Origin of the sequence: Peribacillus sp. Aquil_B1 (assembly GCF_022603275.1) — a bacterium.
Taxonomy (GTDB): domain Bacteria; phylum Bacillota; class Bacilli; order Bacillales; family DSM-1321; genus Peribacillus.
In genome coordinates this window covers 42,200-62,568 of the sequence record NZ_JAKXEE010000009.1, presented here as the reverse complement: position 1 = coordinate 62,568, position 20,369 = coordinate 42,200, and the positions used below count along the sequence as shown (strand labels likewise).

22 protein-coding genes, 1 rRNA gene and 2 other annotated features are annotated in these 20,369 nt (G+C 41.9%); all 23 genes read left to right on the top strand.

All coding sequences use genetic code 11. The annotated features are described in order from the left end of the window. Positions 1-133 precede the first annotated feature (133 nt). The 23 genes from rrf to rplJ all read left to right on the top strand — a co-directional run bounded on the left by rrf (position 134) and on the right by rplJ (position 20,327). A 5S ribosomal RNA gene (gene rrf, locus MPH60_RS26810) occupies positions 134-249 on the top strand. A gap of 344 nt (positions 250-593) precedes the next feature. Then, positions 594-1,055 (top strand): CtsR family transcriptional regulator, encoded by a 462-nt coding sequence (locus MPH60_RS26805; RefSeq protein WP_048677843.1) that lies wholly within the window; start codon positions 594-596, stop codon positions 1,053-1,055. A gap of 21 nt (positions 1,056-1,076) precedes the next feature. Continuing rightward, positions 1,077-1,628, top strand: coding sequence for a UvrB/UvrC motif-containing protein (locus tag MPH60_RS26800; protein ID WP_241593918.1), 552 nt, complete (start codon positions 1,077-1,079; stop codon positions 1,626-1,628). Then, complete coding sequence (locus MPH60_RS26795) at positions 1,625-2,701, top strand: protein arginine kinase (protein WP_241593919.1); 1,077 nt, start codon at positions 1,625-1,627, stop codon at positions 2,699-2,701. Before MPH60_RS26800 ends, MPH60_RS26795 begins: the two co-directional genes overlap by 4 nt. A 130-nt stretch (positions 2,702-2,831) precedes the next feature. Next, positions 2,832-5,273: an ATP-dependent protease ATP-binding subunit ClpC gene (gene clpC, locus MPH60_RS26790; RefSeq protein WP_241593920.1), complete on the top strand. Its 2,442-nt coding sequence runs from the start codon at positions 2,832-2,834 to the stop codon at positions 5,271-5,273. Positions 5,274-5,469: 196 nt separating this feature from the next. After that, positions 5,470-6,858: a DNA repair protein RadA gene (gene radA, locus MPH60_RS26785; protein WP_101225859.1), complete on the top strand. Its 1,389-nt coding sequence runs from the start codon at positions 5,470-5,472 to the stop codon at positions 6,856-6,858. 2 nt (positions 6,859-6,860) lie between these two features. Then, complete coding sequence (gene disA / locus MPH60_RS26780) at positions 6,861-7,934, top strand: DNA integrity scanning diadenylate cyclase DisA (RefSeq protein WP_241593922.1); 1,074 nt, start codon at positions 6,861-6,863, stop codon at positions 7,932-7,934. A 226-nt stretch (positions 7,935-8,160) separates the two neighbouring features. Continuing rightward, on the top strand, positions 8,161-9,240 hold the full coding sequence (locus MPH60_RS26775; protein ID WP_241593924.1) for a PIN/TRAM domain-containing protein: 1,080 nt from the start codon (positions 8,161-8,163) through the stop codon (positions 9,238-9,240). Between the two features lie 21 nt (positions 9,241-9,261). Continuing rightward, positions 9,262-9,951: a 2-C-methyl-D-erythritol 4-phosphate cytidylyltransferase gene (ispD, locus tag MPH60_RS26770; protein ID WP_241593925.1), complete on the top strand. Its 690-nt coding sequence runs from the start codon at positions 9,262-9,264 to the stop codon at positions 9,949-9,951. Positions 9,952-9,965: 14 nt separating this feature from the next. Further along, positions 9,966-10,445: a 2-C-methyl-D-erythritol 2,4-cyclodiphosphate synthase gene (gene ispF / locus MPH60_RS26765; protein WP_241593927.1), complete on the top strand. Its 480-nt coding sequence runs from the start codon at positions 9,966-9,968 to the stop codon at positions 10,443-10,445. Positions 10,446-10,535: 90 nt separating this feature from the next. Further along, positions 10,536-11,993, top strand: a complete 1,458-nt coding sequence (gene gltX, locus MPH60_RS26760; protein ID WP_241593929.1) for a glutamate--tRNA ligase — start codon at positions 10,536-10,538, stop codon at positions 11,991-11,993. Between the two features lie 42 nt (positions 11,994-12,035). After that, positions 12,036-12,284 (top strand) — a binding site (T-box leader). Positions 12,285-12,368: 84 nt separating this feature from the next. After that, a complete protein-coding gene (gene cysE, locus MPH60_RS26755) occupies positions 12,369-13,019 on the top strand; it encodes a serine O-acetyltransferase (RefSeq protein ID WP_101225864.1) in 651 nt (216 codons plus the stop codon). Between the two features lies 1 nt (position 13,020). Further along, a complete protein-coding gene (gene cysS / locus MPH60_RS26750) occupies positions 13,021-14,418 on the top strand; it encodes a cysteine--tRNA ligase (RefSeq protein ID WP_241593936.1) in 1,398 nt (465 codons plus the stop codon). Positions 14,419-14,421: 3 nt separating this feature from the next. Further along, positions 14,422-14,844: a Mini-ribonuclease 3 gene (locus tag MPH60_RS26745; protein WP_241593938.1), complete on the top strand. Its 423-nt coding sequence runs from the start codon at positions 14,422-14,424 to the stop codon at positions 14,842-14,844. Continuing rightward, on the top strand, positions 14,841-15,584 hold the full coding sequence (gene rlmB / locus MPH60_RS26740; RefSeq protein ID WP_137016895.1) for a 23S rRNA (guanosine(2251)-2'-O)-methyltransferase RlmB: 744 nt from the start codon (positions 14,841-14,843) through the stop codon (positions 15,582-15,584). The genes MPH60_RS26745 and rlmB overlap by 4 nt, the downstream gene beginning before the upstream one ends. 4 nt (positions 15,585-15,588) lie before the next feature. Further along, positions 15,589-16,098, top strand: coding sequence for an NYN domain-containing protein (locus tag MPH60_RS26735; protein WP_034305067.1), 510 nt, complete (start codon positions 15,589-15,591; stop codon positions 16,096-16,098). Between the two features lie 85 nt (positions 16,099-16,183). Beyond that, positions 16,184-16,816, top strand: coding sequence for an RNA polymerase sporulation sigma factor SigH (sigH, locus tag MPH60_RS26730; RefSeq protein ID WP_094246690.1), 633 nt, complete (start codon positions 16,184-16,186; stop codon positions 16,814-16,816). Between the two features lie 201 nt (positions 16,817-17,017). After that, on the top strand, positions 17,018-17,167 hold the full coding sequence (gene rpmG, locus MPH60_RS26725) for a 50S ribosomal protein L33 (RefSeq protein WP_101225867.1): 150 nt from the start codon (positions 17,018-17,020) through the stop codon (positions 17,165-17,167). Positions 17,168-17,217: 50 nt separating this feature from the next. After that, positions 17,218-17,400 (top strand): preprotein translocase subunit SecE, encoded by a 183-nt coding sequence (secE, locus tag MPH60_RS26720; RefSeq protein ID WP_034305062.1) that lies wholly within the window; start codon positions 17,218-17,220, stop codon positions 17,398-17,400. A 255-nt stretch (positions 17,401-17,655) separates the two neighbouring features. After that, entirely contained in the window at positions 17,656-18,189 is a 534-nt protein-coding gene (gene nusG / locus MPH60_RS26715) for a transcription termination/antitermination protein NusG (protein WP_048677866.1), read from the top strand. Between the two features lie 174 nt (positions 18,190-18,363). Beyond that, on the top strand, positions 18,364-18,789 hold the full coding sequence (rplK, locus tag MPH60_RS26710) for a 50S ribosomal protein L11 (RefSeq protein WP_034305057.1): 426 nt from the start codon (positions 18,364-18,366) through the stop codon (positions 18,787-18,789). Between the two features lie 104 nt (positions 18,790-18,893). Further along, positions 18,894-19,586, top strand: a complete 693-nt coding sequence (gene rplA / locus MPH60_RS26705; RefSeq protein ID WP_076372881.1) for a 50S ribosomal protein L1 — start codon at positions 18,894-18,896, stop codon at positions 19,584-19,586. Between the two features lie 50 nt (positions 19,587-19,636). Further along, positions 19,637-19,787 (top strand) — a sequence feature (ribosomal protein L10 leader region). A gap of 39 nt (positions 19,788-19,826) precedes the next feature. Further along, the gene (gene rplJ / locus MPH60_RS26700; RefSeq protein ID WP_241593940.1) at positions 19,827-20,327 is read left to right on the top strand and encodes a 50S ribosomal protein L10; all 501 of its coding nucleotides are present in this window, start codon (positions 19,827-19,829) and stop codon (positions 20,325-20,327) included. The last annotated feature ends 42 nt before the right edge of the window (positions 20,328-20,369 follow it).

Below are 20,369 nucleotides of genomic sequence, written 5' to 3'. Positions count from 1 at the left end.
ATAGGTCAGAGGTGGAAGCATGGTGACATGTGGAGCTGACTGATACTAATAGATCGAGGACTTAACCAACGCTTTTTGAAAAATGAAATACCTTCTTATTATCTAGTTTTGAAGGAACAACGTTCCTTATATGTTTGGTGGCGATAGCGAAGAGGTCACACCCGTTCCCATTCCGAACACGGCAGTTAAGCTCTTCAGCGCCAATGGTAGTTGGGGGTTTCCCCCTGTGAGAGTAGGACGCCGCCAAGCCATTTCAAAAGATCAGCCATCCGGCTGGTCTTTTTTGATTTTCGTCATTAAAAAAGTTTTTTATTTCAGGGACAGCATGGGCTGGCCTTGTTTTTGGTGAGCTGGGATTTGGACAGAATTTAAGTTGTGAAACCTTAAGGAGAAGAAAAAATACAGGTTTTGCATTTAACTTTTTAGGGTATTCATGTAAGATATTTCAACTTTAATGTTCAATGGGGTATGTAACTACATATAATTTGGAGAAAATGGATATTACAGAAAGAAAGTGCGTTTAAGTTGCAAAATGCATGATTCCTTGTATAATAATAGTCAAATATAGTCAAAGTCAGGATGGAGGAGGCTGAGTGAGAAACATATCTGATGTTATCGAAACTTATTTGAAGCAAGTACTTGAAATAAGTCAAAAAGATATCTTGGAGATTAAAAGAAGTGAAATAGCAGATAAATTTCAGTGTGTTCCTTCTCAAATCAATTACGTAATCAATACCAGGTTTACCATCGAGAGAGGTTATGTTGTAGAGAGTAAGCGTGGAGGCGGCGGTTATATACGCATCATGAAGGTGGAATCACAGGATTCCGTGCAACTTATCAACCAATTATTATCGCTTATTGGTTCCAGGGTAACTCAATCGATGGCTGAAGGAGTAATTTCACGGCTGATGAATGAAGACGTCATTAATGAAAGAGAAGCAAAGATTATGATGAGCGTCATAGATAGATCGGTGATTTATATCGACCTACCTGACCGAGATGAACTTAGGGCAAGAATTTTAACTGCGATGCTTACGACTTTAAAATATAAATGAAACTGGCAGAGGTGATGTAAGTTGATTTGCCAAGAATGTCATCAAAGGCCTGCTACCCTGCACTTCACCAAAATCATCAATGGAAAAAAGACTGAAGTCATGATTTGTGAGAAATGTGCTCAGGAAAAAGGTGAAATATTCATGGATGCAGGTGGACCTGGTTTTTCAATAAATAATTTATTAGCAGGATTGTTGAATATGGAGTCGAATATTCAACAGACGAAGGCAAATGCATTTCCGAAAACGGAAGAGAGGCGTTGCCCGCATTGTCATCGATCTTATAAAGAATTTGTCCATATTGGAAAGTTTGGCTGTGCCGAATGTTATAAAACATTCAATGAACAGTTAAATCCCATTTTAAAGAGAGTTCATAGCGGCAATACAGCACATATAGGGAAAATTCCAAAAAGGATCGGTGGCACCATCTATCTTCGAAAGCAAATTACAGATTTGAAAGAAGTTTTAAAGGCCCACATTGATCAAGAGGAATTCGAGAAAGCGGCAGAGGTAAGAGATAAGGTACGTTCCCTTGAAAAAAGGTATGAAGCCCAAGAGGGAGGCGAGGAATTATGAGCTTGGAAAAGTTTGTAGAAAACGCTTTGAGTTCCTGGATGAGTGCCGAAGGGCCGGAAATCGATATTGTATTGAGTTCGCGGATTCGGCTGGCCAGGAATTTCAAAGACTTTACCTTCCCAACCTCCTTTTCTAACGAAGAAGCACAAAAAATCATTGAATTGGTCAAAAAAAGAATTGAAGAGGAAGTGACTCCAGAGATTGGGAAACTTGAACTTTTAGAGATTGACCAATTGCAGCCACTGGAAAAGCGTGTTCTGGTCGAAAAACATTTAATCAGTCCTCATTTAGTTGAAGATTCAGCGAAAAGCGCATGTCTACTTTCGGAAAATGAAGAAATAAGTATCATGATAAATGAAGAGGATCATCTCCGTATTCAATGTTTAATGTCGGGATTGCAGCTGAAGGAAACCTTAAAGATTGCAAATGTTCTTGACGATTGGATTGAAGAATCCATAGACTATGCATATGATGAAGAAAGAGGATACCTAACTAGTTGTCCGACTAATGTGGGAACAGGATTAAGGGCTTCAGTCATGATGCATCTTCCCGGCCTGGTCCTTACTCAGCAGATGAATAATATCATACCGGCGATCAACCAATTGGGGTTGGTGGTTCGAGGGATTTATGGAGAGGGCAGTCAAGCGTTAGGGAATATTTTTCAAATCTCCAACCAAATTACTCTTGGAAAGTCGGAAAGGGATATCGTTGAAGATCTAACAAGTGTAGTACAACAAATCATAGCTCAGGAACGGTCAGCGAGGGATGCACTAGCGAGGACTTCCCACATACAATTAGAAGATAGAATTTTCCGTTCATACGGGATTTTGTCCAATGCTCGAATCATCGAGACCAAGGAAGCGGCTACCTGTATCTCCGATGTTAGGTTAGGGATAGATCTTGGGTATATAAAAAATATTTCCAAAAGCATTCTAAATGAGTTGATGATTTTGACGCAGTCGGGATTTTTACAAAAGTACGCAGGCGGCCCTTTAAGACCCCATGAAAGGGATATTCGTAGAGCAGCACTCATCCGGGAACGCTTGAATTTCACGGAATCTTCCTCCTCATAGAGGTCATTGACCTCTTTAGGGAGTATCAAATTTCATGTAATAGATATGGAGAAAGAATAAGATTCTGCCATTACTTAGAGAATTGCCAGCAACTTTATCCAAAACGAAAATTCTTAAGGAGGAATTCCCTATGATGTTTGGTCGTTTTACTGAAAGAGCCCAGAAAGTATTAGCATTAGCCCAAGAAGAGGCAATCCGTTTAGGTCATAATAATATTGGCACGGAACATATTTTACTGGGTCTTGTCCGAGAAGGTGATGGTATTGCAGCCAAAGCGTTATTTGCTCTTGGATTGGGTCCGGATAAGATTCAGAAAGAAGTGGAAAATTTAATTGGCCGTGGACAGGATACGGCTCAAACGATACATTATACCCCAAGAGCCAAGAAAGTCATTGAACTTTCCATGGATGAGGCAAGAAAATTAGGTCACTCATATGTTGGGACAGAGCATGTGCTTCTAGGTCTTATACGAGAAGGGGAAGGTGTAGCTGCCCGCGTATTGAATAATCTGGGAGTAAGTTTAAATAAAGCCAGACAACAAGTATTGCAGCTCTTGGGCAGCAATGAGTCAGGTGGACATCAAGGTTCAGCCGCTTCAAATGCGAGCACACCGACACTGGATGGCCTAGCCCGTGATTTAACGGCAATTGCCAGGGAAGGAAGCCTGGATCCCGTTATTGGAAGAAGTAAGGAAATACAGCGTGTCATCGAGGTATTAAGCCGTCGTACAAAAAATAACCCAGTGTTGATCGGTGAACCTGGGGTAGGTAAAACAGCCATTGCTGAAGGGCTTGCCCAACAGATCATCAATAATGAAGTACCTGAAATTTTACGTGATAAACGCGTAATGACACTTGATATGGGTACTGTTGTTGCCGGTACTAAATACCGTGGTGAATTTGAGGACCGGTTGAAGAAGGTTATGGATGAAATACGTCAGGCGGGCAATATCATCTTATTCATCGATGAATTGCATACATTGATTGGTGCAGGTGGTGCAGAAGGTGCCATTGATGCCTCCAATATCCTTAAACCATCATTAGCCCGTGGTGAATTACAATGTATCGGTGCTACAACATTGGATGAATACCGTAAGTACATTGAAAAGGATGCTGCGCTTGAACGCCGTTTCCAGCCAATCCAAGTCGATGAGCCGACTATTTTGGAATCCATCCAAATTCTCAAGGGGCTGCGTGACCGTTATGAGGCACATCACCGGGTATCGATTACTGACGAAGCGATTGATGCCGCAGTCAAATTATCCGACCGTTACATTTCCGATCGCTTTTTACCGGATAAAGCGATTGACTTGATTGATGAAGCTGGCTCCAAGGTCAGGCTGCGCTCATACACAACGCCACCTAACTTAAAGGAACTTGAAGTGAAGCTAGACGATGTTCGCAAGGAAAAGGATGCTTCTGTTCAGAGTCAGGAATTTGAAAAAGCTGCTTCGCTTCGCGATACGGAACAACGCTTAAGAGAGCAATTGGAAGAAACGAAAAAAACTTGGAAAGAAAAACAAGGGCAGGAGAACAGTGAAGTGACTGTGGATGACATTGCACACGTCGTATCCAGCTGGACAGGAGTGCCAGTCACTAAACTGGCGCAAACAGAATCAGATAAACTGCTTAATATGGAGTCAATCCTCCATGATCGTGTAATTGGGCAGGAAGAGGCCGTCATTGCGGTTTCTAAAGCAGTACGACGTGCCAGGGCTGGTTTGAAAGATCCTAAACGTCCAATTGGTTCATTCATCTTCTTGGGACCTACAGGGGTCGGTAAAACCGAGCTTGCCCGTGCTTTGGCTGAATCCATTTTTGGTGATGAAGATGCCATGATCCGCATCGATATGTCCGAATATATGGAGAAACATTCGACTTCACGTCTTGTTGGATCCCCTCCAGGATATGTTGGATATGAAGAAGGCGGCCAGTTAACGGAAAAAGTGCGGAGGAAACCATACTCCGTCGTTCTGCTTGATGAAATAGAAAAGGCGCATCCGGATGTCTTCAATATCCTTCTTCAAGTATTGGAAGACGGAAGACTGACAGATTCCAAGGGGCGTACTGTCGATTTCAGGAATACCATTCTAATCATGACATCGAATGTAGGTGCGTCGGCCTTGAAAACCGATAAGTATGTCGGCTTTAATATCCAGGATACTGGCCAGGACTATAAAAATATGAAAGGGAAAGTGATGGAAGAACTCAAACGTGCATTCCGTCCGGAATTCCTGAATCGTATTGATGAAACCATCGTGTTCCACTCATTAGAGAAGGATCATTTGAAACAAATCGTTACATTAATGTCAAATCAGCTTACTACCCGTTTGAAAGAACAGGAGATATACTTGGAGCTGACAGATGCGGCTAGAGAAAAAATTGCTACGGAAGGTTTTGATCCGGAATATGGGGCAAGGCCAATCCGCAGGGCGCTTCAGAAGCATGTAGAAGATTATCTATCCGAAGAGTTGCTTAAAGGCAACGTGAAAAAAGGGCAAACGGTCGTAATGGATGTCGTGAATAATGAGTTTGCAATCCGGCAAGGCGAGCCTGTTAATGTAAGTGAATAACCTGATCCTAGACTTCGAGGTACACGCAGATTCTTTTGCAGTGTACCTCTGTTTTTTATCTATAGGTAGGTATGAGCATAAACGGGACAAGCAGAGTGAATATTTTTTTAAAAAAACTTAGCCTTAAGAAGGTTTAAATAAAACAGAGATATAATATCCTTAATATAGATATTTTTTCCAAAGGAAGAGGTAATTTATGGCTGTAAAGAAGAAAACAAAATTTATGTGTCAGTCTTGTGGATATGAGTCCGCGAAATGGATGGGGAAATGCCCAGGCTGCGGTGAATGGAACAAAATGGTCGAAGAAACCGAAATCGTTAAACCTGCTAGAAAGGGCGCTTTTACCCATTCAGAGGTTAGAGGTTCCGGGGAACGGGAGAAGGCAGCACCTATAACGACCATTCAATCAGAAAAAGAACCACGGATTAAGACGGATTTAATGGAATTGAATCGTGCTCTTGGGGGCGGGATCGTACAGGGGTCACTTGTGTTGATCGGAGGGGACCCGGGTATCGGTAAGTCCACCCTGCTTTTACAGGTATCATCACAATTGGCGCATAAACAGAAAAAAGTGCTATATATATCAGGTGAAGAATCAGTCAAGCAGACCAAATTGAGAGCGGACCGGCTTGGGACCATGTCGGAACATCTATTCGTTTATGCTGAAACCGATATGGACTATATCCAACAGGCCATTACAGAGGTAAAACCGGATTTGGTCATCATTGACTCCATTCAAACGGTATATCATTCGGAGGTTACATCTGCCCCGGGAAGTGTTTCACAAGTGAGGGAATGCACAGCTTCACTCATGCGCATAGCTAAAACGAACGGGATCGCGATTTTTATCGTCGGTCACGTTACAAAGGAAGGGGCCATTGCAGGGCCGCGGCTGCTTGAGCACATGGTTGACACCGTTTTATATTTTGAAGGAGAAAGACACCATACATATCGAATTATACGTGCGGTCAAAAATCGCTTTGGTTCGACGAATGAGATGGGTATTTTTGAAATGAAAGAACATGGATTGGAAGAGGTTGCGAATCCTTCGGAAATTTTCCTTGAAGAACGGTCGCAAGGAGCTTCGGGTTCCACGGTCGTCGCATCCATGGAGGGCACAAGGCCGGTGCTTGTCGAAATTCAAGCATTGATTTCACCTACGAGTTTTGGAAACCCAAGGAGAATGGCCACGGGAATTGACCACAATCGAGTTTCGCTTTTAATGGCTGTTCTGGAAAAGAGAGTGGGCTTGCTGCTCCAAAACCAAGATGCGTATTTAAAGGTTGCCGGTGGGGTCAAGCTCGATGAACCGGCAATTGACCTCGCTGTCGCAATAAGCATTGCATCAAGCTTCCGTGATAAACCAACGAACCCTGCCGATTGCATCATTGGTGAAGTGGGGCTGACTGGGGAGGTCAGAAGGGTGTCACGGATAGAACAAAGGGTACAGGAAGCGGCGAAATTAGGGTTTGAACGGGTTATCATACCGGCTAATAATATAGGGGGATGGACTGCGCCGAAAGGTATTAAGATCGTTGGTGTGTCATCGGTTTCGGAGGCTCTTAAACAATCGTTAGGGGGTTAAGTATGACAGATAAAAAAGGGTATGAGAAAACAAAATTGGAAATTCTGCAAATTGTAGCACCAGGTACCCCGCTTCGGGAGGGCATTGAAAATGTCCTGAGGGCAAATACAGGTGGTTTGATAGTGGTCGGATATAACGAGAAAGTGCGAACGATCGTGGATGGCGGCTTTGAAATCAACTGCAGGTGTACCCCAAGCACATTATATGAGTTGGCGAAGATGGACGGGGCCATCATTTTAAATGAAACGGCCGATAAGATCATTTTTGCAAATGCCCAATTAGTACCGGATAATAGCACACCTTCCACTGAAACGGGAATGCGGCATAGGACAGCGGAACGTGTGGCAAGGGAGACCAAGTCGTTGGTCATCGCAATCTCACAACGTCGGAATGTCATCACTTTATATCAAGGCAATTTCCGGTATGCCCTTAAAGATATAGGTGTCATACTCGCTAAGGCTAATTTGGCCATCCAGACCCTGGAAAAATACAAGGTGGTCCTGCAGCAGAGCATATCGGTTTTAGGAGCGCTCGAGTTTGAGGAAATCGTGACCTATGCCGACCTTTTGCAGGTATTTCACCGTTATGTAATGGTGCTTAGAATCAAGGCCGAGCTACTAACGTACCTTAATGAGCTTGGTACGGAAGGAAGATTGATCCGTTTGCAAATGAATGAAATACTGGCAGATATTGAAACGGAAGGAAAATGGCTTATCAAGGATTATACCTCCAGCAATGATGAAAATCCCGAGGAAATCATTTTTAGGCTTCAAGAGTTGGCCATGCAGGAAAAACTGGATGAAAGCATTCTTCTGAAGGTGCTGGGTTATCATGGATACATACATCTTGATGAGTCAGTACATCCCCGTGGTTACCGTATTCTTCATAAAATCCCACGCCTGCCGGGTTTGATCATCGAAAATTTAGTGAAACAGTTCGGAAGCTTTAGTGAAGTCAATAAAGCTACGGTTGAAAACCTTGACGATGTGGAGGGTATAGGCGAAGTCCGCGCCAATAAAATCAAAGAAGGACTCCGCATTTTAAAAAATCAGCTGGTCACAAATAGAAGGATGTAAGGAGCAGCTTCCCTTTTACATTCACCTGAACCAGCTTGAAATTGATTGGTGTTTATTTTTGACACTCAAAACTCAGGGTGCTAGGCTAATATTACGAAAAAGAGAAGAAGTCGTATTTGTAAATCCACTAATTCATTAAGTGAATTTAACGTATATAATGAAAACGAATTTTCGAAGGTTTCATTTTATTTTATTGGTCAATAATGAGTAGAGGGAGGTGAAAGGGATGTTAAAACGCATTATACAAGCATGCTTCTTAATAGTCGGCGGAACACTTGGTATGTTATTAATTCCTGAATTATTAATTGTTTTACATGCAGGCGATATTGCTTTATTAAACAATCCTTATGTAAGTGTACTGTTGGGTGCCATTATCTTTTATCTTATAACTTTTTGGGCAGTAGATCATGTGATCTATTTTATGAAGTGGCTGGAGGAACAGCTTGTTAAGATACCGATTACGGATATAATCTTTGGCAGCGTCGGCCTTTTAGTGGGACTGCTTGCGGCGTTCTTGGTTGGCTCCGCCTTCAGTGCCATCAAGGTGGTACCTATCATCCTTACGCTTTTATTTGGTTATCTTGGTTTTCAGGTGGGCTTTAAAAAACGTGATGAGCTATTGAGTTTATTCATGAAAAGCAATAAGAAAAAGAATACGGATGGTGAAGCAAGCGAAGAGGATGAAGAGGGGAATAGCAAGCGGCTGAAGATTCTCGATACTAGCGTCATCATTGATGGTAGAATTGCGGATATCTGTCAGACGGGCTTTCTGGAGGGTACCATAGTCATTCCTCAATTCGTATTAAACGAACTGCAGCACATTGCCGATTCATCTGATGCATTGAAAAGGAATCGCGGAAGACGCGGTTTGGATATCTTGAATCGGATTCAAAAAGACCTACCGATTAAAGTGGAGATGTACGAGGGGGATTTTGAAGACATTCAGGAAGTGGACAGTAAACTGGTGAAGCTTGCCAAAATATCGGGCGGAATGGTCGTTACCAATGATTTCAATTTAAACAAAGTATGCGAGTTTCAAAATGTGGCGGTCCTTAATATCAATGACCTGGCCAATGCCGTTAAACCTGTTGTACTTCCTGGGGAAGAGATGAATGTTCAAGTCATCAAGGACGGGAAAGAGCAGAATCAGGGCATCGCTTATTTGGATGATGGGACGATGATCGTAGTCGAGGGTGGCCGTGACCATATCGGGAAACGGATCGATGTACTTGTCACAAGTGTATTGCAAACCTCTGCAGGCCGGATGATATTTGCTAAACCGAAACTATTAGAAAAAGCATTATAAAGAAGAGTAGGAGAAACCGTTATGTTTTATGAAGTAGTGATACCTGCAGCTGGACAAGGCAAAAGAATGAAGGCGGGCAAGAATAAACTTTTTATTGAACTATCGGGTATCCCGATCATTGTTTATACACTGCGTGTTTTCGAAGAAGATCCTGACTGTCGGGGGATTATCCTTTCGATAAACCCGGCAGAAAAGGATTATTTCAATCAATTGATAGCAGCGTATGGGCTTAAAAAGGTCAAGAAACTGGTCATGGGCGGCAAGGAGCGCCAACAAAGCGTGTATAATGGACTGCAACATGCAGAAGAAGACATCATCCTGGTCCATGACGGTGCCCGCCCTTTTATCAATCTTGGGCAAATCAGTGAATTGACTACTGCAGCCTCCCTGCATGGAGGTGCCGTAATTGCAGTGCCCGTTAAGGATACGATTAAAAAAGCGGCAAACAAAGAGGTAGTTGAAACGGTGGAACGATCAAGCTTGTGGGCGGTGCAAACTCCACAAGCTTTTCGTGTATCCATATTAAAAAGTGCGTATGAACAGGCAGAAGCTGAAGCATTTTTAGGGACGGATGATGCAAGTTTGCTAGAGCGGATCAATGAACAGGTAGTTATTATTGAGGGCAATTATGATAATATTAAAATTACGACTCAGGAAGACCTTTATTTTGCAGAAGCGATTTTACATAAACAACAACATGGAAAAAGATGATTGGGGAGAATGATATGTTTAGAATAGGACAAGGATATGACGTTCATCAGCTTGTAGAAGGAAGACCTTTGATTATTGGAGGGATTACGATTCCGTATGAGAAAGGCTTGCTAGGGCATTCTGATGCGGATGTCCTTCTGCATACTGTTGCTGATGCCTGCTTGGGTGCAATTGGTGCAGGGGATATCGGTAAGCATTTTCCGGATACCGATCCTGAATTTAAAGATGCCGATTCGGCAAAACTGCTGCAGTATATTTGGGCAATTGTAAAAAAAGAAGGATATTCCCTAGGCAATGCGGACTGTACAATCATTGCCCAAAGCCCGAAAATGGCACCGTATATTGAGGGGATGCGAGGCAGGATTGCTGAACTTTTAGATGCGTCGATAGACAGAATTAATGTAAAGGCGACCACTACCGAGAAACTTGGATTTACAGGCAGGAGCGAAGGAATCGCTGCACAGGCTGTAGTCTTATTGGTTAAATCAAACTAAATTCGTTTTTAGGGTGGATGCCTTTATCCCAATGTATTTAAATGATAATATATACAATAGAATAGAACGACTGGGAGGTCTATATATATCATGAGCAGTGATATTCGAGTTCGCTATGCACCGAGTCCGACTGGACATTTACATATTGGTAATGCACGGACTGCTTTATTTAATTATTTATACGCACGAAATAAAGGCGGGAAATTCATCATCCGTATTGAAGATACCGACCAAAAGAGAAATATTGAAGGCGGAGAGGAAAGTCAGCTTAAATATTTGAAATGGCTTGGTATGGATTGGGATGAAGGTGTTGATGTTGGCGGTGAATACGGGCCATATCGTCAATCCGAAAGGAACGACCTTTATCAGGAATTGTATCAAGAGCTTTTAGATAAGGGTTTGGCATATAAATGCTATTGTACGGAAGAAGAGCTTGAAGCAGAGCGTGAAGGACAGGTCGAACGCAATGAAACGCCAAAATATTCAGGGAAGTGCAAGCATTTAACTGAGGAAGAGCAAGCGGAACTATTGGCTCAAGGAAGAAAACCGAGCATTCGCTTTGCCGTTCCGGCTGGGAAGGTCCTTACTTTCAAAGATATGGTCAAGGATGAGGTTTCGTTTGAAGCAGATGGCTTTGGTGATTTTGTTATCGTTAAAAAGGATGGCATTCCAACCTATAACTTTGCAGTGGCCGTCGATGATCATTTGATGAAGATTTCCCATGTCCTTCGCGGTGATGATCATATCTCCAATACTCCAAAACAATTGATGATTTATGAAGCTTTCGGCTGGGAACCGCCGGTATTCGGACATATGACGCTGATTGTAAACGAAAGCAGGAAGAAACTGAGTAAACGTGATGAGTCGATCATTCAATTCATTGAGCAATATGAAGAGCTTGGTTACGTACCTGAAGCGTTATTCAACTTCATTACATTACTAGGATGGTCTCCGGTCGGGGAGGAAGAGATTTTCACGAAGGAAGAATTCATTAATAGTTTTGATGCGGACCGGCTGTCTAAATCACCTGCACTTTTCGATAAACAAAAGCTTACATGGATGAATAACCAATATGTGAAGCAATTGGACGTCAATCGTGCAGTGGAATTGTCAATGCCCCACTTAATTAAAGCCGGGAAGGTTTCAGAGACACTGACCGCCGAAGAAGAAGAGTGGGTACATGGGCTAGTTTCCCTTTTTCAAGAGCAGATGAGCTATGGAGCGGAAATAGTCGAGCTATCTGAACTGTTTTTCAAAGATGAGGTCGTGTTCGAGGAAGAAGCTAAGGAAGTGCTGGCTGAAGAACAGGTACCGGAAGTCATGAAGGCTTTCCTTCAGGAGATTGAAGGGCTTGAAGAATTTAACGCGGATGAAATCAAGAAGTCGATTAAAGCCGTTCAAAAAGGCACAGGTCATAAAGGAAAAAAATTATTCATGCCGATAAGGGCTGCCGTCACGGGTCAAACACATGGTCCTGACTTGCCTAAGGCGATTTCATTACTGGGCAAGGAAAAAATTAAACAGCGTATTCAGAGTATTTTATATTAACAATTTGTCGAAAATGTAATATAGTATTTAATAATCTTACAAAAGAACGCGTAGATGGGGAGAAGTAAGTGAACGAAGCTTTTTAGAGAGAACCATAACCTGCTGAAAGTGGTTCAAGCCTCTCGTTTTCTGAAATGCACCCTTGAGTCCTTTGCTGAACTAACTTATAGTAGGCACAGGCGGAATTTCCTCCGTTACAGGGATTAAAGTTGGGGATGAAAAAACAGGTAAAAGCTTTATCTGGTTTTTACATTCCAAACAGAGTGGAACCGCGCTTCAAGCGTCTCTGTCTATTTGGACAGAGACGCTTTTTTATATGCTTTAAAAGCTTCAAAAGGGGATGTTGAAAAAGGAAGGAACATAGGGGGAATCATTTTGTTAAAGATGTTTAAAGAGGATATCGAAGTGGTTTTTGATCAAGATCCTGCTGCGCGCAGCTATTTGGAAGTCATATTGACCTACGCGGGTTTACATGCGATTTGGAGTCATAGGATGGCTCATGCACTATTCAAGAAGAAATTCTTTTTCCTGGCAAGAAGTATATCTCAAATCAGTCGTTTTTTTACCGGAATTGAAATTCATCCAGGGGCTACGATTGGCCGTCGTTTCTTCATTGACCATGGAATGGGGATCGTCATTGGCGAAACGTGTGAAATTGGCGACAATGTATCTGTCTTTCAAGGTGTAACCCTTGGGGGAACAGGAAAGGAAAAGGGAAAACGTCATCCTACCATAAAGGATAATGTCCTGATTGCTACAGGAGCAAAAGTTCTGGGTTCCATCACTGTTGGGGAAAACTCAAAAATCGGTGCAGGATCGGTTGTTTTAAAGGAGGTGCCACCAAATTCTACGGTGGTTGGCATTCCAGGTAAAGTGGTCATTCAAGATGGTATCAAAATTAACAAAGACCTAAATCATTGTGATCTTCCTGATCCAATCGCTGATCGCTTTAAGGAACTGGATAGTGAACTCAGGGCCTTAAGAGAGAAGCTGGCTGAACAGAAGCAGGAAGAAAGGAGTCTATAATATGGCGATTAAAATATATAACACAGCAACAAGAAAAAAGGAAACCTTCGTCCCGATTGAAGAGGGAAAGGTGAAGATGTATGTATGCGGGCCCACTGTCTATAATTACATTCATATAGGGAATGCAAGACCGGCAATCGTATTCGATACCGTTCGGAGGTATTTGGATTACCGTGGATATGATGTGCAATTCGTTTCGAACTTTACGGATGTGGATGATAAGCTGATTCGCGCGGCAAAAGAATTGGGTGAAGATGTCCCGACCATCTCAGAGCGTTTCATCAAGGCTTATTTTGAAGACGTGTCGGCATTGGGCTGCAAAAAAGCGGATGCTCACCCAACCGTAATGGAGAACATGGACGCAATCATTGAATTCATCTCGGCATTAATTGAGAAAGGATTCGCTTATGAATCTGAAGGGGATGTATATTACCGCACACGTAAGTTTGAGGGATATGGAAAGCTTTCACATCAATCCATAGATGAGCTGCGAGTGGGGGCCCGTATTGAAATAGGGGAGAAAAAACAAGATGCCCTTGATTTTGCCCTTTGGAAAACGGCCAAGGATGATGAAATATCTTGGGAGAGCCCATGGGGTAAGGGGCGTCCTGGCTGGCATATCGAATGCTCTGCAATGGTCAAAAAGTATTTGGGCGATACGATCGATATTCATGCAGGGGGCCAAGATTTGGCTTTCCCGCATCATGAAAATGAAATTGCACAATCCGAAGCATTGACGGGTAAGACCTTTGCGAATTATTGGATGCATAACGGGTATATAAATATTGAGAATGAAAAAATGTCTAAGTCCTTAGGCAATTTCGTCCTTGTGCATGACATCATTCAGAAGCATGATCCACAAGTGTTACGCTTCTTCATGTTATCTGTACATTACCGTCATCCCATCAATTATAGCGAAGAAGTGCTTGAAAATGTAAAAGCGTCCCTTGAACGCTTAAGGACATCTTATCAAAACTTAAAGCATCGTCTTCAAGTAAGTGACGGATTGACTGAGAATAATGATGTTTGGTTGGAGAAGCTTAATGAATTACATGAACAATTCATTAAGGAAATGGACGATGATTTCAACACCGCTAATGCAATATCCATGCTCTTTGAACTTTCTAAACAAGCGAATTATTACTTGATGGAGAAAAACACAGACAAGGAAGTGATTAATGCTTTCCTTGATAAATTCAACATCTTATTTTCTGTTATGGGGTTATCCCTTGAAGAAGAGGGGCTTTTGGATGAAGAAATTGAAGGGTTGATACAGCAGAGAATTCAAGCGCGGAAAGACCGCAATTTTGGGTTATCTGATGAAATTCGTGATCGCTTGAAAAACATGAATATCATATTAGAGGACACCCCTCAAGGTACAAGATGGAAAAGAGGGTAAGTAATGCTTCATTACGATAGTAAGGTAGATGCAAAAATGCTGAACAGTCTTGCTTTAGCATATATAGGTGACGCCGTATACGAAACATATATACGGCATCACCTCATTCAAAAAGGAACGGTCAAGCCCAATCTACTTCACAAAAAAGCTACATCTTTTGTAGCGGCTAAAGCGCAAAATAAAATCATTCACTTTTTCCTGGAGTCAGATTGGTTATCGGAAGAGGAATCCGCTGTCGTTCGGCGCGGCCGAAATGCAAAATCCGGTTCTGTACCGAAGAATACAGATGTGCAAACGTATCGCTACAGTACGGCCTTCGAGGCACTTATGGGATTTTTGTATTTATCCGGCCGTATAGAAAGAATGGAAGAACTCATCAAAAAATCCATTGAATACATTGAAGAAGAAAAGGGGAGTAACCCATGAGCGAAGAATATATCATTGGCAGAAACCCCGTATTGGAAGCTCTGCGCTCCGAGCGGGATATTAATAAAATTTGGATAGCCGAAGGCTCGCAAAAAGGCTCGATGCAACCACTCATCGGTCTGGCGAAGGAAAAGAAGGTATTCGTGCAGATCGTACCGAAGAAAAAAATTGACCAAATGGCAGAAGGCATCCATCAAGGCGTTATCGCACAAGTGGCTGCATATGAATATGTGGAGCTGGATGATTTATTCGCAAAAGCGGCTGAACGGGACGAAGCACCTTTTTTCATGATTCTTGATGAAGTTGAAGATCCGCATAATTTAGGGTCGATCATGAGGACGGCTGATGCAGTCGGTGCCCATGGAATCATCATTCCAAAAAGGAGAGCTGTTGGCTTGACGGCAACAGTGGCAAAAGCCTCGACGGGTGCAATCGAATATATTCCGGTAGCTCGCGTTACAAATTTGGCAAGAGCGGTGGAAGAGTTGAAAGAGCGCGGGGTATGGATAGTCGGTACCGATGCGAAAGGCAGCGATGATTACCGTAACATGGATGGAAAGATGCCTATCGGACTTGTTATCGGCAGCGAAGGAAAAGGAATGGCCCGGTTAATGAAGGATAAATGTGATTTTCTCGTCCGTCTCCCTATGGCAGGTCAAGTAACTTCGTTAAATGCATCGGTAGCAGCCGGTTTATTGATGTATGAGGTTTATAGAAAAAGAAATCCTCTAGGGCAATGATGAAATGAATATTCTGTTGGTGGACGGTTATAACATTATTGGAGCTTGGCCGGAACTGAGAGAATTAAAGGAACGGGATCTTGCTGCTGCAAGGGACCGGCTGATAGAAATGATGGCGGAATATCAAGCATTTACCGGATACCGTGTAATTGTCGTATTTGACGCTCAATATGTTCAGGGAATTGCCCGCATATTCAAAAATCACAAAGTTGACGTAATTTTTACAAAAGAAAATGAAACGGCGGATGAAAGAATAGAAAAGATGGCGATTGAACTGAATAATGTCAAAACGCAAATTCAAGTGGCAACCTCTGACTTCACGGAACAGTGGGTGATCTTCGGCCAAGGGGCCCTAAGGAAATCCGCTCGTGAACTGCTTATTGAAATGGAAGAAATTCAAGGCGAAATCAAGAAAGATGTAAGAAAAACAACGACGATAAGACCCGTGGCTAAAATTCCTTTAAGTGAAGAAGTGGCAGAAATTTTTGAAAAATGGCGCCGGGGTAAAATTTGAACCATTGACGGGTAAATTTTACCTGCTGTATAATATTTCTATCTGAGTCAGGTCAGGGGGATATAATGTGGGTCTCAAATTCGGAATGAAGCTGAACGAAAAGTATCTGCAGTTTGAGGATGATGAATTGATAGGGTTGGTGCACACTGGAGACAGTGAAGCGCTGGATTATTTGATCCAAAAGTATCGTAATTTTGTAAGAGCTAAGGCAAGGACTTATTTCTTGATTGGTGCCGATAAGGAAGACATCGTGCAAGAAGGTATGATTGGTTTATATAAGGCCGTCCGTGATTTTAAAGGGGATAAGTTATCTTCTTTTAAAGCATTTGCAGAACTATGCATTACAAGGCAGATCATTACAGCTATCAAAACAGCAACACGTCAAAAACATATTCCGCTCAATTCCTATGTTTCCCTGGACAAGCCCATTTATGATGAGGAATCGGATCGAACTCTAATGGATATTATATCGGGTACGAAAGTTTTGGACCCGGAAGAACTGATCATCAACCAAGAAGAGTTTGACGATATCGAATTAAAGATGGCCGAGCTCCTGAGTGATCTTGAGAGAAAAGTGTTAGCTCTTTACCTGGATGGACAAACTTACCAAGAAATTTCAGAAGAGCTGAACCGGCATGTTAAGTCGATCGACAACGCCCTTCAGCGGGTGAAAAGAAAGCTCGAGCGCTATCTGGAAGTAAGGGAAATCAGTTTATAATCCCTCCGCTTTTTCCGCTTAATTTCATCTGTCCCTTCTCCACATGGAAGTTTATTATTCACAAAGATTTTTAATGGATGTTAAGTAAACCGATATTTTGATTTCCGGTGTCCATAATCGTCGAAACCCGCTTTGATATTGACAATAAAAAACAGCCGTGATAAGGTTTTATGGATATAGTAGATAGGATAGGTGTATCTAATGCGAAAAAAAATAGTTCTTGCCTGCACGGATTGCGGTACAAGGAATTATAGTTATGAGAGCAAACAATCGACAAGCGGCGAACGGCTGGAAATCAAGAAATTTTGCAGTACGTGCAACTCACACTCGATTCATAAAGAAACGAAATAACCGTTCTATAAATAGATTGACAGAAGCTTCTAATGCTTGGAGGTACATTCATGAAACGTTTTACCGAATTTTTCAGCGGAGTCGCTCGCGAAATGCAAAAAGTAAGCTGGCCGAAACGCAAGGAGCTTACCAAATATACAATCGTGGTGGTAACGACTGTAGTATTTATGGCTTTATTCTTTACAGTGGTGGATTTGGGCATTTCCGAATTAATTCGCTTAGTTATTGAATAAGAGATTCGAAAATAAGGTATAATAGTGATAGAATAATATGTGTCAGCAGAAAAGCCCGGAAACGGGTTTTTTAATTTGTCTTTTTTAATAAGTGAAGAAGTTCAAAATCGAGCACTGCTGTAATATGTCAATCACAATATATTCTAGTTAAGTCGGAATGACGCCGTATGGTTTTTTGGCTAAAACGTTCAAAGATAAAGATTAATAAAGAAAATGATTGATTGCAGGGAGGGAAGGACGTTAAAGTCCTAACACATGGAAAAGAATTGGTATGTAGTTCACACCTATTCAGGTTATGAGAACAAAGTTAAGGCTAACTTGGAAAAACGTGTTGAAACTATGGGGATGGAAGACAAGATCTTTCGCGTTGTAGTTCCAGAAGAAGAAGAAACAGAAGTGAAAGATGGCAAAAAGAAAGTGACCAAAAAGAAAGTATTTCCAGGATATGTGCTGGTTGAGATCATCATGACTGATGATTCATGGTATGTTGTCCGGAATACGCCTGGAGTAACTGGTTTCGTAGGTTCATCTGGAGCTGGTTCAAAACCGACTGCATTGCTGCCGGAAGAAATTGAAGTCGTTCTTAAGCGAATGGGCGTAGATGAAAGCAAAATCGAGGTTGATTTTGAAATCGGTGATACGGTTCAAGTTAAGGAAGGACCATTTGCAACATTTGCAGGCCCTATTGAAGAACTTGATAAAGATAAAGGTAAAGTAAGGGTTCTAGTCAATATGTTCGGCCGTGATACACCGGTTGAACTTGATTTTAATCAAGTGGAAAAATTATAAACGGAAAAAAACTTGAAATTGCCTTTTGAAAGTGGTAAAATTTCAAAGGTCAGTATGTTTCAATTTTTAGGCCTCAACGATACAAGCATTCTTTATTAATATATAAAGAATTCAAGATGAGTGGGAGGGTATTACCCTATTACCACATCACGGACTTATAAGGAGGTGTGTCTCGTGGCTAAAAAAGTAATTAAAATGGTTAAATTGCAAATTCCTGCTGGTAAAGCGAATCCGGCACCGCCAGTCGGTCCTGCATTAGGTCAAGCTGGTGTAAACATCATGGGATTCTGTAAGGAGTTCAACGCTCGTACAGCAGATCAAGCTGGTCTAATTATTCCTGTTGAAATCACGGTATTTGAAGACCGTTCATTTACATTCATTACAAAAACTCCACCGGCTGCAGTATTGCTTAAGAAAGTAGCTGGCATCGAGTCTGGTTCTGGTGAACCTAACCGTAATAAAGTTGCTACAGTCAAGCGTGATCAAGTGCGCGAGATTGCTGAAACTAAAATGCCTGACCTAAACGCTGCAAGCGTTGAAGCTGCAATGCGTATGGTTGAAGGTACTGCTCGCAGCATGGGTATCGTCATCGAAGACTAATCCATGTAATTGCTATTTGTTTCTACGGGGTTGCGATTGATACTCGCAACCTTTATTCGTGGGAGGTCATTCCGTTAAAACCACAATTTAGGAGGATTTATATCATGGCTAAAAAAGGTAAAAAGTATCTTGAAGCAGCTAAGCTTGTTGAAGTATCTAAGGCTTATGCTGTAACTGAAGCAATCGAAGTTGCTAAAAAAGCAAACTTCGCAAAATTCGATGCGACTGTTGAAGTTGCTTTCCGTTTAGGCGTAGACCCTAAGAAAGCTGACCAACAAATTCGTGGAGCTGTTGTTCTTCCGAATGGTACTGGTAAAACTCAACGCGTATTAGTATTCGCAAAAGGCGAAAAAGCAAAAGAAGCGGAAGCTGCTGGTGCTGACTACGTTGGCGAATCTGACTACATCAACAAAATCCAACAAGGATGGTTCGAATTCGATGTAATCGTTGCGACTCCAGACATGATGGGTGAAGTTGGTAAACTTGGACGTGTATTAGGACCTAAAGGTTTAATGCCTAACCCTAAAACTGGCACAGTAACTTTCGATGTAACGAAAGCTGTTAATGAAATCAAAGCTGGTAAAGTTGAATACCGCGTAGATAAAGCTGGTAACATCCACGCTCCAATCGGTAAAGTATCTTTCGAAGATGCTAAACTAGTGGAAAACTTCACTACTATCTATGATACATTATTGAAAGTTAAACCTGCGGCTGCTAAAGGAACTTACATGAAAAACGTTTCTGTAACAACTACAATGGGCCCTGGTGTGAAAGTTGATCCTTCTACTTTCAAATAAATAATTGACATACCAAAACTATTATTGTTATAATAAGTTTTGTTGTGAATAAATGAATACTATTTGTACCGTAGACAGTAGGTGCTCATTACGAGCTTAATTCCCTGCCGAGGTAATTCGATAATAATAGTCCTGGACTATGACTTTTGAAATTACTGCCTTCATGTCTGCAATAGAGATGAAGGCTTTTTCTTTGAAACGGTATAAATGTTTTCAAGCAAATCTACAGGAGGTGTAAGGATGAACGCAATTATTGAACAAAAGCAAAAAATCGTTGCTGAGATTTCTGATAAGTTAACTTCAAGCCAATCAACAGTAGTTGTTGACTACCGTGGATTGACTGTTGCTGAAGTAACAGAACTTCGTAAGCAACTTCGTGAAGCTGGCGTTGAGTTTAAAGTTTACAAAAACTCTTTGACTCGCCGTGCTGCTGAAAGTGCTGAACTTAGCGCTTTGAACGAATCATTAACAGGTCCAAACGCAATTGCATTCTCAACTGAAGATGTTATTGCGCCAGCAAAAATCCTTAACGATTTTGCGAAAAAACATGAAGCTTTAGAAATCAAAGCTGGAGTTATCGAAGGAAATGTTGCAACTGCTGAAGAAATTAAAGCTCTTGCAGAACTACCTTCACGCGAAGGCCTACTTTCAATGCTACTCAGCGTGCTACAAGCACCTATGCGCGGACTTGCTCTTGCTACAAAAGCTGTTGCAGAGCAAAAAGAAGAACAAGGCGCGTAAGCTGACCGCTTATTTAGCCTGCTGATTCAAAAAAAACCAACC

Excerpts from the sequence above, each read along its gene's own strand:
- ispF (WP_241593927.1), top strand. The coding sequence starts at position 9,966 with ATGTTTAGAATAGGACAAGGATATGACGTTCATCAGCTTGTAGAAGGA.
- clpC (WP_241593920.1), top strand. The coding sequence starts at position 2,832 with ATGATGTTTGGTCGTTTTACTGAAAGAGCCCAGAAAGTATTAGCATTA.
- MPH60_RS26735 (WP_034305067.1), top strand. The coding sequence starts at position 15,589 with ATGAATATTCTGTTGGTGGACGGTTATAACATTATTGGAGCTTGGCCG.
- nusG (WP_048677866.1), top strand. The coding sequence starts at position 17,656 with ATGGAAAAGAATTGGTATGTAGTTCACACCTATTCAGGTTATGAGAAC.
- cysS (WP_241593936.1), top strand. The coding sequence starts at position 13,021 with ATGGCGATTAAAATATATAACACAGCAACAAGAAAAAAGGAAACCTTC.
- rplJ (WP_241593940.1), top strand. The coding sequence starts at position 19,827 with ATGAACGCAATTATTGAACAAAAGCAAAAAATCGTTGCTGAGATTTCT.
- sigH (WP_094246690.1), top strand. The coding sequence starts at position 16,184 with ATGAAGCTGAACGAAAAGTATCTGCAGTTTGAGGATGATGAATTGATA.
- secE (WP_034305062.1), top strand. The coding sequence starts at position 17,218 with ATGAAACGTTTTACCGAATTTTTCAGCGGAGTCGCTCGCGAAATGCAA.
- MPH60_RS26745 (WP_241593938.1), top strand. The coding sequence starts at position 14,422 with ATGCTTCATTACGATAGTAAGGTAGATGCAAAAATGCTGAACAGTCTT.
- ispD (WP_241593925.1), top strand. The coding sequence starts at position 9,262 with ATGTTTTATGAAGTAGTGATACCTGCAGCTGGACAAGGCAAAAGAATG.
- radA (WP_101225859.1), top strand. The coding sequence starts at position 5,470 with ATGGCTGTAAAGAAGAAAACAAAATTTATGTGTCAGTCTTGTGGATAT.
- MPH60_RS26795 (WP_241593919.1), top strand. The coding sequence starts at position 1,625 with ATGAGCTTGGAAAAGTTTGTAGAAAACGCTTTGAGTTCCTGGATGAGT.
- rplA (WP_076372881.1), top strand. The coding sequence starts at position 18,894 with ATGGCTAAAAAAGGTAAAAAGTATCTTGAAGCAGCTAAGCTTGTTGAA.
- rpmG (WP_101225867.1), top strand. The coding sequence starts at position 17,018 with ATGCGAAAAAAAATAGTTCTTGCCTGCACGGATTGCGGTACAAGGAAT.
- disA (WP_241593922.1), top strand. The coding sequence starts at position 6,861 with ATGACAGATAAAAAAGGGTATGAGAAAACAAAATTGGAAATTCTGCAA.
- gltX (WP_241593929.1), top strand. The coding sequence starts at position 10,536 with ATGAGCAGTGATATTCGAGTTCGCTATGCACCGAGTCCGACTGGACAT.
- MPH60_RS26775 (WP_241593924.1), top strand. The coding sequence starts at position 8,161 with ATGTTAAAACGCATTATACAAGCATGCTTCTTAATAGTCGGCGGAACA.
- rlmB (WP_137016895.1), top strand. The coding sequence starts at position 14,841 with ATGAGCGAAGAATATATCATTGGCAGAAACCCCGTATTGGAAGCTCTG.